This is a genomic window from Streptomyces sp. TG1A-60 (genome assembly GCF_037201975.1).
Taxonomy (GTDB): Bacteria; Actinomycetota; Actinomycetes; order Streptomycetales; family Streptomycetaceae; genus Streptomyces.
This window is the reverse complement of record NZ_CP147520.1, coordinates 5,675,694-5,691,344: the sequence shown is the minus strand read 5'-3', so window position 1 is coordinate 5,691,344 and position 15,651 is coordinate 5,675,694. Positions and strand designations below refer to the sequence as shown.

Below are 15,651 nucleotides of genomic sequence, written 5' to 3'. Positions count from 1 at the left end.
GCCCTGGTGATCTTGTTGACGTTCCCCATGCGCGTCTTCCTGCTGCCCTTGGCCGGCGTCGTGTAGCCGGACGTCAGGTTCCTGAGCTCGCTGGTCGTGAGGCTGACCTTCGTAGAAGCGCTTCGGTGTGGAGATCTCGACCAGGCCGCCGGCGGCCTCCGGCGCGGCGGACGCGGCTCCGGCGGGGCCCCCTCGCGGGCCAGGTGACAGGACGGGCGCCAGAGGGCTCGCGGCACGACCCCCCGTGTCCGTGACGCCCGTGGTTCTTGGCACGCGGGGCCCGAACGCGTGGACGGTCAGCGGTGGAGCGACCACATACGGTGCCAGAGCCGGGACGTCGTCGGGCCGGCTCCTCACGCCGGGCCCGGGGCCGCCGGGAGGTCCCCGTGCCGGTCGCGTAACGGGGAGCGTCGCGGCGCGTAACACGCCCGACGCACGCTGAGCGGTATGCCGAACTCCGCGACGCCCACCCACTGCCCGTACTGCGCCCTGCAGTGCGGGATGAACCTGACGCCCGGTGCGGACGGGTCCGACGGTGTCGCAGTGGTCACGGAGCGCGCGGACTTCCCGGTGAACCGGGGAGCGCTGTGCGGCAAGGGCCGTACGGCGCCGGCGGTGCTCTCGTCCCGGGTCAGGCTGACCAGTCCCTTGGTCAGAAGGGCGGGCGTCCTGGAGCCCGCCTCCTGGGACGAGGCACTCGACCGGATCGCCGAGGGGCTCACCCGCACGCGTACGGAGCATGGCCCGGACGCGTGCGGAGTGTTCGGCGGCGGCGGGCTCACCAACGAGAAGGCGTATCTGCTCGGCAAGTTCGCGCGGGTGGTGCTCGGCACCTCGCAGATCGACTACAACGGCCGCTTCTGCATGTCCTCGGCGGCGGCTGCCGGGATGAAGGCCTTCGGGCTGGACCGGGGGCTGCCGTTCCCGCTGGAGGACATCCCGAAGACGGGGTGTGTCGTCCTCGTCGGCTCCAACCTCGCGGAGACCATGCCGCCGGCGCTGCGGTATCTGACGGAACTGCGCGACAACGGCGGCACGTTGATCGTCATCGATCCGCGCCGCACCCGCACGGCCGAACAGGCCGACCTGCATCTGGCGCCGCGCCCCGGCAGCGATCTCGCCCTGGCTCTCGGCCTGTTGCATCTGATCGTGGCCGAGGGACGGACGGACGAGGAGTACATCCGCGAGCGGACCAGCGGGTGGGAGGAGACGCGGGCAGCGGCCATGGCGCACTGGCCGGAGTACGTGGAACGGATCACGGGGGTGTCCGTTCCCGAACTCCGCGAGGCGGTAGGGCTGTTCTGCGAGCCGGAGCACGCGATGGTGCTCACCGCGCGCGGGCCCGAGCAGCAGTCCAAGGGCACGGACACGGTCGGCGCGTGGATCAATCTCACGCTGGCGACGGGCCGGGCCGGCCGGCCGCTGTCCGGGTACGGCTGTCTCACCGGACAGGGCAACGGGCAGGGCGGACGCGAACACGGCCAGAAGGCCGACCAGTTGCCCGGCTACCGCAAGCTGGTCGACCCCGAGGCGCGGCGGCACGTCGCCGAGGTCTGGGGCGTGGACCCGGAGAGCCTGCCCGGCCCCGGGCGCAGCGCCTACGAGCTGCTCGACGCGCTCGGCACCGACATCAGGTCCCTGCTGCTGATGGGCTCCAACCCGGTGGTGTCGGCGCCCCGGGCCGCGCACATCGAGGAGCGGATCAAGTCGCTGGACTTCCTGGCGGTGTGCGACGTCGTGCTGTCGGAGACGGCGGAACTCGCGGACGTCGTGCTGCCGGTGACCCAGTGGGCGGAGGAGACCGGCACGACCACCAACCTGGAGGGCCGGGTGCTGCTGCGGCGACGCGCGATCACCCCGCCCGAGGGCGTCCGCAGCGACCTGGAGGTCATGCACGAGCTGGCCGACCGGCTCGGCGTCGAGAAGGGATTCCCGACCGACGCCGAGGAGGTCTTCGGCGAACTGCGCCGGGCCAGCGCGGGCGGGCCCGCCGACTACTCGGGGATCACCTACCGGCGGCTGGCGGAGGAGAACGGGGTGTTCTGGCCCTGCCCCGCCCCGGCCGACGAGGTCCATCCCGGTACACCGCGCCTCTTCCTCGACCGGTTCGCCACGGACGACGGCCGGGCGCGGTTCGTGCCCGTCGTGCACCGGGCGGTGGCCGAGGAGCCGGACGCCGAGTATCCGGTGCTGCTCACCACCGGGCGCGTCGTCGCCCAGTACCAGTCGGGCGCCCAGACCCGGCGGGTCGACGAGCTGAACGCCGCCGCGCCCGGCCCGTTCGTGGAACTGCACCCCCGGCTCGCCGAGCGGGTCGGCGCCGCGGAGGGCGATCCGGTGGCCGTGGTCTCCCGCCGGGGCCGGGCCGTGGCCCCCGCCCGCATCACGACGACCATCCGCCCCGACACGGTCTTCATGCCCTTCCACTGGCCGGGCGAGGGCCGCGCCAACACCCTCACCAACCCCGCCCTCGATCCGACCTCACGCATGCCGGAGTTCAAGGCGTGCGCGGTGCGGGTGGAGGCAGTGGGGGACTGAGGAGGGGAGTCGGAGGTCCCGTCGGGGACCCTTCTGGCCGCTCGGTCTCCCCGGCCGGACGGACGACTCCGGCTGAGCCTGCCCGAAGCCCCGCCGGTCCTGTTGCCGCGGCTGACACCGGCCGCGCCCTGAGAGCGCCGGGGGCCGCGCGAGCGGCCACTTGTGCCGCGACGGGGCGAACGTCGCCTGCCGCGGCACCAGCCACCGGCAGCCGCCGGCTCAGCGCCGCGTGCGCCAGTCACCGCCTTCGATCAGCTTCCCCGGGCCCGTAGCCCGGCGGCGACGGCCGGAGCGGCGACGTACACCCAGGCGCGGACCGCCGTGCCGTCATCGAGCGTCGCCGCTCGTTCCACGCGCTCGTAGAGGTTCGCGGGGTCACCCGGCGCGTACTCCTCCAACTGGTCCAGGGTGCGCAGAAGTTCGGCGTAGGCATCGGGCCGGACGGTGACGAGGTCGCCGCTCACCGTGCCCCCTCCCCGGGCTCCGCTCCGGTCTCCTCCACCGCGTACGGGTAGCCGGGGCCGTCGTACAGGACCATGCCGCCCACCAGGGCCGGCCTCTCGGTGTCGGTGCGGCCGTGGAGGAAGAGGTCGTGGTTGGGCTCGCCGGGGCGGAGGGTGCCGTAGACGAAGAAGGGGAGCACCGTTCTCCTCTCCGACTGTCGGGTCCTTCGGGACTCTTCGGGACTGCTCGGGACTCAGGAGCCGGTGAGGGGGAGGGCGTCGGTGTAGCCGTTGGTCGGGCGGGGGACCTCTTCGACGGTCTCGGCGTCGAGGGCCGCCTGGGCGGAGCCGGTGCCGAGGGTACCGGCGGGGTGCCAGGTGCCGGTGACGGTGACCCAGGTGTCGGCGGGCGGGGGCGCGACGCCGTGGACGCGTACCTTCACGAACTGGGCGTCCGCTGCGCAACAGCTGAAGATCGTGCGGGTCAGGTACCAGCCGCCTTCGCCGTCGGCGCCCTCCGTGTCCGGGGTGACGAAGCCGGTCATCAGGACCGTACGGCCGTCGATCGCCCGGTCACGGTCCTGCTGCACCCGGCGCGTGAAGTCGGTGAGGGTCATCGGGAGCGGTGAGGTCGTCGGCAGGGGGTCGAAGCCGTCCTGCTCCGTGACCGCCACCGCCTTGGGGGCCTCCCGGGAGGCGGTGTACGCGCCGATGGCCGGCGGGGCGTAGAAGAGCAGGCTCAGCGCGGGGAGGAACAGCAGCCAGGCGACGCGGGGCGGGGTGGAGTGGTCATGACCGTGGTCGCTCCCCTCCCCCTCCTGGTCACCCTCGTGGGTCTCGTGCGCGTTCGTCCCTTCCGGCCGCCACACCGACCATGCCTCCAGCCCACCCAGCAGGAGCAGCAGCACTCCCGAGGCGACGAGGAAGGGGTACATGCCCTCCTTGACGTATCTGAGGTAGTGGTCGGTGAGGAGCGTGGCGTGGAGGAGGCCGAGGCCGCTGAGGAGGAGAAGGAGCGCCTGCAGGGGTCGTCTCACAGCAGTACGGCTCCGATCAGGACGCTGGCGGTGACCGCGACGACGACCGTCGCGGCGGAGAAGCGGAACGCGAAGGCCCGGCCGAAAGTGCCCGTCTGGAGGGCGATCAGCTTCAGGTCGACCATCGGGCCGACGACCATGAACGTGAGCCGGGCGGTGGGTGAGAAGCCGGTGAGGGACGCGGCGACGAAGGCGTCGGCCTCGGAGCACACGGAGAGGAGGATGGCGAGCGCGGCGAGGAACAGGACCGACAGCCAGGGCGAGTCGGCGAAGGTGTCGAGCACGGAGCGCGGGACGAGCACGTTGAAGGTGGCCGCGGCCATGGCGCCGACGACGAGGAAGCCGCCCGCGTGCAGGAAGTCGTGCTGGAAGCCGAGCCGGAACTCGTTCCAGCGGCTGTGTCCGGGCCGGTGTCCCGTGTGCCGCGCGACCGGCTTGAGCCATTCCGCGCGGCCCAGCCAGAGCCACAGCCAGCCCATCGCCGCGGCGGTGACGAGCGAGGCGAGCAGCCGGGCCAGCACCATGGCGGGGCTGCCGGGGAAGGCAACGGCCGTGGAGGTCAGGACGATCGGGTTGACGGCGGGCGCCGACAGCAGGAACGCGAAGGCGGCGGCCGGGTTGACCCCCCGGCCGATCAGGCTGCTCGCGACCGGCACCGACGCGCACTCACAGCCGGGCAGCACCACGCCGGCGGCACCGGCGACCGGCACCGCGAGCGCCGGCTTGCGGGGCAGCAACCGGGTGAACACCCGCGCAGGCACGAACGCGTTGATGGCACCCGACAGGGCCGTACCGAGCAGCAGGAACGGCAGCGCCTGCACGGCGATGGACAGACAGACAGTCCGCCACGCCTGCACGGCCGGTTCCTCCATCCACCGGCCCACGGCGAACAGCGCGACACCGGGGAGGACGGCCGCGCCGAGGAGAAGGAGGGGCCAGTGCCGGGGCCAGCCGTGGGCGGCGGCCTCGTCGGGGGACGCTTCGTCGCCGGTGGCCGTGCCGGCGTTGCCGGTGGCCGTGCCGGCGTTGCCGGTGGCCGTGCCGGCGGTCCCCTTGAGGACCACAACGGCCGTCTCCGCCTCCGCCGCCCCTGCCACCTCCGCCGGCACCGGCCCCTCGGCCGGTTCGTCTGTCTTCTGCATGCCAACTCCGCGCTGTCGGATGAACGGATCGAACATAGCGGGCGCGGACAGGCGAGCGCTCCGGGTGACCGCTCCGGGAACCACCGCGGGCTTCGTGTTGCGGACGCCGCGCTCCGGACGCCGCACTCCGGACGCCGCGCTTCAGACTCCGCCCAGGAGGGAGGCGAGGCCGTCGTCGAGTGCCGGTTCCAGGTCCTCCCCGCCGAGCGCGACGACGGCGCACGAGCGGCGCAGGAAGCGGCGGAGCGCCGGCGTGTCGAAACGGACGATGGCCATGCCCTGCGGCGAGTGAAGTTCCACGACGGTGTGGGCGGGGCCGCAGGGCCACAGGTGCACGTCACCGATCCCGGCCGGAGCGGCCAGCCCCTCCGCCAGCAGGGTGCGGGCGAACGTCCACGTCACGTTGGCGTCGTCAGCCGAGGCGCCGGCCGGGAAGTCGATGTGCACGGCCAGGGGGTCGCCGGGGGTGTAGCGCAGGGTCGTGCGGACCGAGACCTCGTCGTAGTCGGGGGTGACCAGGCGGGCGCGGGCGACTTGTTCGAGGGCGGGAGGGGTGGGGCGGGCGGGCTTGGCGTGGTGCATGGGCCTTCTCCAGTTCGAGCACTTCGGGTACTTCGGGTACTTCTGGCGCTTTGGGTGGTTCAGGTGCTTCGCATGCTTCGGGCGCTTCGGGTCCGTCTGCCGCTCGGGGGCTCCGACTTCTTCACGCGCTTCAGACTCTCCGGATGCTCGGATGCTTCGAGTTCATGTGTTCGCGGGCCGGCCCTTCGGGTTCGGTGAGCCCTTCCAGCTCTCCGGTACGCGGTCGGCCGACCGCGCCGACACCCCTCTCGACCACGGCAAGAGCCCCTGTATTACGCCGCTTTCGAAGTCACACGCTGTGACGCGCATCACTTTGTGTGATTACTTTAGATTTTTGTCATCTCGACATACAAAATCGACTAGTCCCATCAGCAGGCGACTGGAGAGCGTTCCTGCCATGACCGACGGTCACGCCACCGTGCCGGCCGTACCCGCTCAGGGGTCCGCGCCCAGTTCCACGTCCACGACAGCCACGTACACCCGGATCTACGAGGAACAGCACCCGCGCCTCGTCGCATACGCGCGCTCGCTCACCAGGAACGCCTGGACCGCCGAGGACCTGGCCGCCGAGGCGCACTTCCGGGTGTGGCGGCGGCTGTCGGCGGGGCACGAGATCGACAACGTGCCGGCGTATCTGATGACGACGGTGCGGCATCTCGCGGCCTCCGTGGGCGGCGCCACGCGCGAGACACCACAGGATCCGACCGCTCCCGAGCGGGTCGGGCTCAAGGCCGATGTGTACGCGGACGACGCCACCGACCCGGCCGAACAGGTGTCCTCCGTCGATCTGTTGGTGCGCGTGCTGGGCCAACTGCCCGAGCGGTGGGTACAGGCGCTGTGGCTGGCCGAGGCGGAGGGGCAGCCGCTGGAGACGGTCGGGCGGCGCATCGGCGCCAAGCAGGGCGCCACGGCGGTACTGCTGCACCGGGCGCGCGAGGGCATGCGCCAGGCCTTCCTGCGCGAGCAGCCCGGGGCGCCGGTCGACCCGGCGTGCCAGGTGCGTTGGGGGCGCATGCCGGCGTATGTGCGCGGTACGGCGACGTCGCGGCAGTCCGAGCAACTGCTCAGCCATGTGGACGCCTGCGACGACTGCCGGGCACGGCTCGCGGTCCTGATGCGCACCAACGACCGGCTGCCCGCACTCGTCGGTCCGGCGTTGCTGGTGTTCGTCGTGGGCGGGGGCGGGGGCAAGTTGCTGCTCTCCCTCACCGCCGGGTCCGCCGGTACGGCCGCCGCGCTGGGCGGGCACGGTGGTGGGCAGCTGCTGCACGCCGTACGGCACGCCGCGGCCGGCGGGGCGAAGGGTCCGGCCGTGGCCGCCGTCAGCACCGCCGCCGCTGCCGCCGCCGTCGTGGTCGGCATCGTCCTCGGCTCCCTCGAACCCGCGGCAGTCCCGCCTCCGCGCGTGCCGGCCGCCCAGGCCCCGGCGCCGCAGCGCCCCGAGGCCCCCTGGACCGAGGTGGCCGAACACCGAAACGCCACGACGGACGCGGTCGCCGCCCCACGGGAGGGCCGGGCCGGTGCGGCCGACTCCGGAGGTGTGTCTTCGGCCGGCTTCGGTGACGGTGGCGTGGAGAGCGACGACAGTGGCGTGGTCGTGGTTCAGGCGGAGGATGGCGGGGATTCGGCCCGGGAGCCGGTGGCCGAGCTCCCGGCGGCCGACGCGACCGACGACGACCCGCCGAAGGACGACGCCGCGCCGGACACCCCGGACGCCGGTACTCCGCATACGCCGGGCACGCCGGAAGCCCCGGCCTACCCGGAGACCCCGGCCTACCCGGAGACCGAGACACCGGGCACCGACACCCCGGCGCCGGAAGCTCCCGCCTCCGCCGATCCCGTCCCCGCGGAGGAGGCGCCCACCCCACCGGAGGCTGCCGATCCGGCCCCCGAGGCGCCCACTCCAGCGGTACCGGAGCCGGAAACTCCGGAGCCGGTGCCGGTGCCTGCGGAGCCGGTGCCGGTGCCTGCGGAGCCGGTGCCGGTGCCTGCGGAGCCGGTGCCTGCGGAGCCCGGGGGCGGTTGCGGAGGCTGAGGCCAGGGGCCTCGCCCCCGCCGGTCGTTCGGGGCCGCGCCGGCTGCGGGTGGGCGAGGGCTGGCCGCGCGGTTCCCCTCGCCTCTGAAAGAAGGTCCTGCGGGCCGGGGCGGGCGTCACCTCCCGTACGGTCGCTTCTCCTTCGCCTCCCGCAGTGCCCGTCCCCACCAGGCCAGCTGGTCCAGCATCACCTTGGCGGCGGTGTTCGGACCGGAGGGGTCCTTGAGGTGGCCGGTGGTGTCGAAGGCCGCTTGGGCGTTGTGGAAGGAGACCGTGTCACGGACGGTGGTGGCGTGGACTTCGGCGAAGACCTGACGGAGGTGCTCCACGGCGCGGAGGCCGCCTGAGAGACCGCCGTAGGAGACGAGGGCGACAGGCTTTGCGCGCCACTCGTGGAAGTGCCAGTCGATGAGGTTCTTCAGGGCCGCCGGGTAGGAGTGGTTGTACTCGGGGGTCAGGACGACGAACGCCTCGGCCGCCGCCAGCCTGGGGGTCACCTCGGCCAGACGTGCCGTGCTCTCGGAGGTCGGGGCGAAGGTCGTCGGCAGGTCGGCCTCGGCGACGTCCACGACGTCGACCTCGAAGTCGTCGTGTTCCCGCACCCTCCCCAGCAGCCACTCGGCGACCACCGGCCCGAACCGGCCGGCCCGGTTGCTGCCGATGACCAACGTCACCCGGACCGGGGTGGGGGAAGGGAGGGCAGGGGAGGGAGAAGGGGCGGACTTCGATGATGCGTCCGCGTGGCTGTGCGTGGCGGTCTTCATGGCCACCACTCTCGTACCTCGACTTTGCTTGAGGTCAAGCCGTCGTCGGGGGCCACCGCATCCGAGGGTCCTGGTCACCCGTTCACACCCCTCGCCGTACCTCCAACGCGTTCTCTTTCCCGCAGCCCTCGGATGGCCCCCGGATCGCCCCCATGACCTGCCCGAACACTTCTCGGCCGCCCCTCCGCCGACCACCTCCGCGACACTCGTTCACCTCATTTCGACACTCCTTCAGGAAGCGCTCGGGCCGTCGTGCCACTTACCTCGGAAGGACAAGGAGGACTCTCGGAGGAGCAAGCAAGATGCGACGTATCGCCCGGCCGCTGTCCGGAACCGCGCTCGCCGTCGCCGTCGCCGCCGCGGCCCTCGCCGCCGCGCCCGCGTACGGCGGTGAGGGCTCCGGGCGGCTGGAACTGTCCCCCGCCGGAGTCGTCCCCGGCGACGAGGTCACCGCCCGTACGGCGGCCTGCGGCGCGAACGGTACGGCGGCCGGGGACGCCAGCGCGGTCGGCGCCGGCTCCTTCTCACTCGCGCCCGGCTCCGGGCAGCCACCGCTCAGCGGGCGGTTCAAGGTGCCGCCGAGCGCACATCCGGGGACGTACGAGATCGTCGCGACCTGCGCGCACGGTGGCCGACGGGTCACCGGCGACCTGGTGGTCACGCTCACCGGCACACTCACCGAGCAGTCGACGTACCCGAGGGGAAGTGTCAAGACGGGGGTCGGCGGCGCGCTCGGACCCGGCCCCGAGCAGACCGCGGCGGGAGTGGCGGCCCTGGCCGTCGCCGCCGCGGGCGGTACCTGGCTCCTGCATCGCCGGGCGAGAGGCGACGGGATCTGACGGGCAACCTCCGCAGTCCGTCCGCCGGTACCGCCGTCCCCCTCTCCTCCGGGCCCGACGCCCCTCGGCCCGGAGGAGAGGAGCGGGGAACGAAGGGGAGTCGAGAGGAGGCCCTGGTGCGCCGGTTCACCAACGCCGTCATAGCGGGCGTCACCGTGGTCGCCCTCTGTTCCGGTGCGTGGTTGCTGCGCGACGGCTTCGCGTCGCACGCGCCGCCGCAGCCGTCGGCCGCGCAGGCCCACATCCGTTCGAGTTCACCGCATACGGCGAGCGGGGCGGGTACGGCGAACCCGTCCAGCACGTCCACCTCCGCGTCCTCGTCCCCCTCCGCGTCATCGTCCACATCCACGCCCGAGTCGGTCGCCGAAGCCCTGCCGCCCTCCCCGCCCTCCCGCGTCCGCATCCGCTCCATCCGCGTGGACGCTCCCCTCATGGGGCTCGGCCTCACCCCCGCCGGCAGTCTCGACGTCCCGCCCGCCGAGAAGAAGAACCTCGCCGGCTGGTACGCGGCCGGCACCACCCCGGGCGAGCGGGGCACCGCCATCGTCGCGGGGCATGTGGACAACGCCGACGGGCCCGCCGTCTTCTACCACCTCGGCGCACTGAAGCGGGGCGCCCCCATCGAGGTGGACCGGCGGGACGGGGGGATCGCGGTGTTCACCGTGGACGCGGTGGAGGTGTACGACGCGCGGGACTTCCCGGACGAGAAGGTGTACGGGGCGGCGCCACGGCCGGAGTTGCGGGTCATCACCTGCGGGGGCGGTTACTCCAGATCGACCGGCTATCAGGGGAACGTGGTCGTCTTCGCCCACCTCACGGGCAGCCGCGCGGCATGACCGCCGACGGGCTTCAGCCGTCCGCAGCCGCACGCTCCCGCACCCCGCCCCCTGCCCCGGCCCCCGGCGTCCTCATGCCAGCCATTCCTCGTATCCCATCTTCGCCACCAGTGTGAACACCACGGTCAGCAGTACGGCCCGGACGAAACCGCTCCCCTTCCTGAGCGCGGTCCGCGCCCCGACGGTCCCGCCGACGAGGTTGAAGACCGCCATCAGGGCCGCCAGCTGCCAGTGGACCGTGCCCTTCCAGGCGAAGGTCGCGAGGGCGCCGGCGTTGGTGCAGCAGTTGACGATCTTGGCGGTGGCGGAGGCGGTGACCAGGTCGAGGTGGAGGACGGCGGTGAGCGCCAGGACGAGGAACGTGCCGGTGCCGGGGCCGACGAGACCGTCGTAGAAGCCGATGCCGATGCCGGCCAGGCCGATCGCGGCGAGGACGCGGCGTGCGGAGACCGGGCCGGTGGCGGGAGCCGTGCCGAAGGAGGGGCGGAGGATCACGAAGGCGCCCACGGCCACCAGGACCACCATGACCACCGGCTTCAGTACCTCGGTGCTCATGCCGGCGGCCACGAAGGCGCCGCCCGTCGAGCCGGCGAGCGCCGCCAGGCCGATCCGTACGGCGGTCCCGACGTCGACGGGGGTGCGGCGGGCGTAGGTCACCGCCGCACCCGTCGTGCCGACGATCGCGACCGCCTTGTTGGTGCCGAGGGCGTACTGGGCGGCCGAGGCGCCGTCGGGCAGCCCCAGGAGGAGGGTGGGGAGCAGGAGCAGCCCACCGCCGCCGACCACGGCGTCGATCCAGCCGGCCGCGAGGGCGGCGAGGCAGAGGACGACGACCATGGTCAGCGATATGTCGGGCATGAGCGCGACCTTATGCGGGGTGACAGGTGTGCTGTCCATCGACCTGAGGGTCTTCTGAGGTTGCCGTGCCGGGGTCACCCTGGCGAGCGCCGTCGCGCCGCCGTCGGCGCCGCCCTCCCGTATACGCCCGCATGACCCCCGTACCGCCAGGTCAGCGCGCTGATCCAGGACGACCTCACGCACCGCCCCGGTCGTCCGGAAACCCCTCACACTCCCCTCGGGGCCGCGGGGAGGGCAGCGTTCCTCGTGGGAAACAGACGCGATGCGGTCGGGTAACACCGGCACCGCACGCTCAAGGACATGACCTCGAATGAACGTGTGGTGGTGATCGGCTCCGGCCTCGCGGGTGTGCGTCTCGCCCGGCGGCTCGGAGACCTCGGTGTGCCCGCCACGCTGATCGGTGAGGAGGAGCACACACCGTACAACCGGGTGCTGCTCGCCGAAGTCCTGGCCGGGCGGTACGCGCCCGAGGTCATCGCGTTGCCCGCCCCCGCCGGGCTGACGCGCGGCCGGGTGGTCGGTATCGACCGCGAGATGCGAGCCGTACATCTCGCGGACGGTGCGGAGATCGCCTACGACAGGCTGGTCCTCGCGACCGGCTCCAACCCGGTGCTGCCGCCGCTGCGCGGTCTCTGGGACCCGGAGCGGCACGAGTTCCCCGACGGGGTGCACGCCTTCAGGACCATGGACGACTGCATGCGGCTGTCGCGGGCCGTACGGCCGGGCGCGCGGGCCGTCGTCATCGGGGGCGGGCTCCTCGGGGTCTCCGCCTCCCGCGCGCTCGCCCGGCGCGGCGCCCAGGTGGTCCTCGCCCAGCAGGGCGAGCGACTGATGGAGCGTCAACTCGACCCGTCCGCCTCCATGTTGGTCCGACACCACCTCACCGAGCTGGGTGTCGAGGTGCACACCGAGACGCGCGTACGTGCCGTGCGCAGCGTCGGCGGGACCGTGCGGTCCGTGTCGCTGGCCGACGGGTACGCGCTCGACGCGGACCTCGTCGTCATCGCCTGCGGGGTCCACCCCCGTGCGGGTCTGGCCCGGGAGGCGGGGCTCGCGGTGCACAAGGGAGTCATCGTCGACGAGGAGCTGCGCAGCTCCGACCCGTACATCCACGCGATCGGCGACTGCGCCCAGTTCGGGGGCACGGTGTACGGGCTCGCCACCCCGGCGCTCGAACAGGCGGACGTCCTGGCCGAGTTGCTGGCCGGGAACCTCGACTCCCGTTACACCGGCACCCGCGCCCTGACCCGACTGACGCTCGCCGGAGCGGACTTCCTCGATCTCGCCGCGTTCGGCGAGCCCGAGCCCCGGCCCGGTGACGACGTCATCCAGCTCGCCGACGCCACCCGCGGCACCTACCGCAAGGTCGTCGTCCGAGACGACCGCCTGGTCGGCGGGGTGCTCGTCGGCGAACTCGGCACCGTGGGCGCGCTCGCCCGCGCCTGGGAGGGAGCGGAGCCGCTCCCCGCGAACGGCGCTCCGCTGCTCCACCTGCTCACCAACGATGGAGGCCCTGAATGACCGCCGCCCTGGGGGCCACCCCCACGATCGTGCTCGTCGGCCACGGCATGGTCGGCCAGCGCTTCCTCGAAGCGCTCGCCGAGCGCGGCCTGACCGCCACGCACCGCGTGGTCGTGCTGTGCGAGGAGCCGCGCCCGGCCTACGACCGTGTGGCGCTCACCTCGTACTTCGCGGGCAGGACGCCCGAGGACCTGTCGATGACCGACATGGCGTTCATCGAGACGCACGGCATCGAGCTGTTCGTCGGCGACCCGGCGGAGACCATCGACCGTGAGTCGAAGAAGGTCACCGCCCGCTCCGGCCAGGTCTTCGAGTACGACACCCTCGTCCTCGCCACCGGCTCGTACCCCTTCGTGCCGCCGGTCCCGAACAAGGACGCCGAGGGCTGCTTCGTCTACCGCACGATCGAGGACCTGCTCGCGATCGAGGAGTACGCGAAGAAGGTCGAGGTCGGTGCCGTGGTCGGCGGCGGTCTGCTGGGGCTTGAGGCGGCCGGCGCGCTGAAGGGCCTCGGACTCACCTCGCACATCGTGGAGTTCGCGCCGCGTCTGATGCCGGTGCAGGTGGACGACGGCGGTGGCGCGGCGCTGCTGCGCACCATCGAGGACATGGGCCTGAGCGTGCACACCGGTGTGGGCACGCAGGAGATCGTCGTCGGTGAGAACGGCGCGGTCACCGGGATGAAGCTGTCCGACGGTTCCGAACTCGCCGCCGGCATGGTGGTGTTCTCCGCCGGTGTCCGCCCCCGCGACCAGCTCGCCCGCGACTGCGGCCTGACGGTCGGCGAGCGCGGCGGCATCAGCGTCGACGAGCAGTGCCGGACCGTGAACGACCCGCACGTGTTCGCGATCGGCGAGTGTGCGCTGGCCTGCGACGGCCGGGTGTACGGCCTGGTGGCCCCCGGTTACGAGCAGGCCGAGACGGCCGCCGCGACGATCGCGGCGGACGAGGCCGCCTTCACGGGCGCGGACATGTCGACGAAGCTGAAGCTGCTCGGCGTGGACGTCGCCTCCTTCGGTGACGCGCACGGCGCGACCGCCGACTGCCTGGACGTCGTGTACGCCGACTCCCGCTCGGGTGTCTACAAGAAGCTGGTCATCGGCCGGGACGGCGAGCTGCTCGGCGGCATCCTGGTCGGCGACGCGGAGGCGTACGGCACACTGCGGGCGCTCACCGGCTCCGTCCCGCCCATCTCGCCCGAGTCGCTGGTCCTGCCCGCGGGCTCCGGCGGCGGCGCGCAGCTCGGCCCGTCCGCGCTGCCGGACGAGGCGGTCATCTGCTCCTGCCACAACGTGTCGAAGGGCGCCATCCGCGGCGCGGTCACCGACCACCAGTGCACCACCGTGCCCGAGGTCAAGAAGTGCACCAAGGCCGGCACGGGCTGCGGCTCCTGCGTCAAGGTCCTCGGCCAGCTGGTCACCGCCGAGCTCGAAGCCAGTGGCGTGGTCGTCGACAAGGGCCTGTGCGCCTGCTTCTCGCAGACCCGCGAGGAGCTGTACGAGATCGTCCTCGCCCTGCGCATCAACACCTACCAGGCCCTCCTGGACCGCTACGGCCGCGACGAGGCCAAGGGCGGTGACGGCTGCGACATCTGCAAGCCGGCGGTCGGCTCGATCATCGCCTCCCTCGCCCCGACCATCGGCGCGAGCGGCTACGTCCTCGACGGCGAGCAGGCGGCGCTGCAGGAGACCAACGACCACTTCCTCGCCAACCTGCAGAAGAACGGCTCCTACTCCGTCGTCCCGCGCATCCCCGGCGGTGAGATCACCCCCGAGGGCCTGATCGTGATCGGCGAGATCGCCCGCGACTTCGGTCTCTACACGAAGATCACCGGTGGTCAGCGGATCGACATGTTCGGCGCACGCGTCGAACAACTGCCGCTGATCTGGGCCCGGTTGGTGGACGCCGGATTCGAGTCCGGGCACGCCTACGGCAAGTCGCTGCGTACGGTGAAGTCGTGCGTGGGCCAGACCTGGTGCCGCTACGGCGTCCAGGACTCGGTCCGCATGGCGATCGACCTGGAGCTGCGCTACCGGGGTCTGCGTTCCCCGCACAAGCTCAAGTCGGCGGTCTCCGGCTGCGCCCGCGAGTGCGCCGAGGCCCAGTCGAAGGACTTCGGCGTCATCGCCACCTCCAACGGCTGGAACCTGTACGTCGGCGGCAACGGCGGCGCCACCCCCCGCCACGCCGACCTGCTGGCCCAGGACCTCACCGACGCCGAACTGATCAAGCTGATCGACCGGTTCCTGATGTTCTACATCCGCACCGCCGACCGGCTGGAGCGCACGTCGACCTGGCTGGAGCGGATCCCCGGCGGCCTGGACCACGTCCGGGACGTCGTCGTCGAGGACTCCCTCGGCATCTGCGAGGAGCTGGAGTCCCTGATGACGGACCATGTCGCGCACTACGCCGACGAGTGGGCGTCCACCATCAACGACCCCGAGAAGCTCGCCCGGTTCGTGTCCTTCGTCAACGCCCCCGACACACCGGACCCGGTCGTCGGCTTCGTGCCCGAGCGTGACCAGATCAAGCCCGACCTGCCGCTGCTGTCCATCGGCCTGCGGCCCGCCGATGTCCTGGAAGGAAGCGCACAGCGATGACCGTCGCTCCCGAGAAAACCGATGTGAAGGTCCAGCTGCGGCTGGCGGACGGCTGGTTCACGGTCTGCGACCTGACCCTGCTGATCCCGGGCCGCGGCGTGGCCGCCCTGCTCCCCGACGGCAACCAGGCCGCGCTCTTCCTCGACCGCGCCGGCAGGCTGTACGCCGTCGACAACCGCGACCCCTTCAGCGGCGCCGCCGTCCTCTCCCGCGGCCTCACCGGCGCCTGCCAGGGCCGCCCCTTCGTCGCCTCCCCCCTCCTGAAGCAGCGCTTCGACCTGGAGAGCGGGCAGTGCCTGGACGACGATTCGGTACGGATCGCCACGTACGAGATACGGGCGGCTTAGCGGGCCGAGGGGCCGAGGAGACCCGACCCCGTCACCGCGCTCGCCGCGTCGCCGGCGGCCACGGGGCCGCACCGGCGGTGCGGCGGCGGTCTCCGCTTCGCGAGCCGTA

General features: G+C 72.5%; 12 protein-coding genes and 1 pseudogene. 7 read left to right on the top strand and 6 right to left on the bottom strand.

Annotation, left to right across the window (positions count from 1 at the left end; translation table 11 throughout):
- Positions 1-447 precede the first annotated feature (447 nt).
- Complete coding sequence (locus WBG99_RS24665) at positions 448-2,538, top strand: molybdopterin oxidoreductase family protein (protein ID WP_338898396.1); 2,091 nt, start codon at positions 448-450, stop codon at positions 2,536-2,538.
- 219 nt (positions 2,539-2,757) lie between these two features.
- Here WBG99_RS24665 and WBG99_RS24660 read toward each other — a convergent pair.
- The 4 genes and pseudogenes from WBG99_RS24660 to WBG99_RS24645 all read right to left on the bottom strand — a co-directional run bounded on the left by WBG99_RS24660 (position 2,758) and on the right by WBG99_RS24645 (position 5,742).
- Positions 2,758-3,181, bottom strand: a pseudogene (locus tag WBG99_RS24660) (gamma-glutamylcyclotransferase family protein).
- Between the two features lie 54 nt (positions 3,182-3,235).
- Positions 3,236-4,018 (bottom strand): TIGR03943 family protein, encoded by a 783-nt coding sequence (locus tag WBG99_RS24655; RefSeq protein WP_338898395.1) that lies wholly within the window; start codon positions 4,016-4,018, stop codon positions 3,236-3,238.
- A complete protein-coding gene (locus WBG99_RS24650; protein WP_338898394.1) occupies positions 4,015-5,196 on the bottom strand; it encodes a permease in 1,182 nt (393 codons plus the stop codon). Before WBG99_RS24650 ends, WBG99_RS24655 begins: the two co-directional genes overlap by 4 nt.
- A gap of 105 nt (positions 5,197-5,301) precedes the next feature.
- Positions 5,302-5,742 carry an SsgA family sporulation/cell division regulator gene (locus WBG99_RS24645; protein WP_338898393.1) on the bottom strand — a complete coding sequence of 147 codons (441 nt, stop codon included), beginning with the start codon at positions 5,740-5,742 and terminating at the stop codon, positions 5,302-5,304.
- Between the two features lie 397 nt (positions 5,743-6,139).
- Between WBG99_RS24645 and WBG99_RS24640 the strand changes: the two genes are divergently transcribed.
- The gene (locus WBG99_RS24640) at positions 6,140-7,777 is read left to right on the top strand and encodes a sigma factor (RefSeq protein ID WP_338898392.1); all 1,638 of its coding nucleotides are present in this window, start codon (positions 6,140-6,142) and stop codon (positions 7,775-7,777) included.
- A 116-nt stretch (positions 7,778-7,893) separates the two neighbouring features.
- Here the strand turns inward: WBG99_RS24640 and WBG99_RS24635 are convergent, their stop codons facing one another.
- Positions 7,894-8,541: an NAD(P)H-dependent oxidoreductase gene (locus WBG99_RS24635; RefSeq protein WP_338898391.1), complete on the bottom strand. Its 648-nt coding sequence runs from the start codon at positions 8,539-8,541 to the stop codon at positions 7,894-7,896.
- A gap of 302 nt (positions 8,542-8,843) precedes the next feature.
- Between WBG99_RS24635 and WBG99_RS24630 the strand changes: the two genes are divergently transcribed.
- Together WBG99_RS24630 and WBG99_RS24625 are read left to right on the top strand one after the other, a co-directional pair.
- On the top strand, positions 8,844-9,380 hold the full coding sequence (locus tag WBG99_RS24630) for a hypothetical protein (RefSeq protein WP_338898390.1): 537 nt from the start codon (positions 8,844-8,846) through the stop codon (positions 9,378-9,380).
- 116 nt (positions 9,381-9,496) lie between these two features.
- Positions 9,497-10,216 carry a class F sortase gene (locus tag WBG99_RS24625; RefSeq protein ID WP_338898389.1) on the top strand — a complete coding sequence of 240 codons (720 nt, stop codon included), beginning with the start codon at positions 9,497-9,499 and terminating at the stop codon, positions 10,214-10,216.
- Positions 10,217-10,288: 72 nt separating this feature from the next.
- Here WBG99_RS24625 and WBG99_RS24620 read toward each other — a convergent pair whose 3' ends face one another.
- The gene (locus WBG99_RS24620; RefSeq protein WP_338900477.1) at positions 10,289-11,074 is read right to left on the bottom strand and encodes a TSUP family transporter; all 786 of its coding nucleotides are present in this window, start codon (positions 11,072-11,074) and stop codon (positions 10,289-10,291) included.
- A 300-nt stretch (positions 11,075-11,374) separates the two neighbouring features.
- Between WBG99_RS24620 and WBG99_RS24615 the strand changes: the two genes are divergently transcribed.
- From WBG99_RS24615 to nirD, 3 genes are read left to right on the top strand one after another with little or no spacing between them, the layout of a single operon-like run.
- Complete coding sequence (locus WBG99_RS24615; RefSeq protein WP_338898388.1) at positions 11,375-12,595, top strand: FAD-dependent oxidoreductase; 1,221 nt, start codon at positions 11,375-11,377, stop codon at positions 12,593-12,595.
- A complete protein-coding gene (gene nirB / locus WBG99_RS24610) occupies positions 12,592-15,195 on the top strand; it encodes a nitrite reductase large subunit NirB (RefSeq protein ID WP_338898387.1) in 2,604 nt (867 codons plus the stop codon). The genes WBG99_RS24615 and nirB overlap by 4 nt, the downstream gene beginning before the upstream one ends.
- Entirely contained in the window at positions 15,192-15,542 is a 351-nt protein-coding gene (gene nirD, locus WBG99_RS24605) for a nitrite reductase small subunit NirD (RefSeq protein WP_338898386.1), read from the top strand. Before nirB ends, nirD begins: the two co-directional genes overlap by 4 nt.
- Positions 15,543-15,651: the final 109 nt, after the last annotated feature.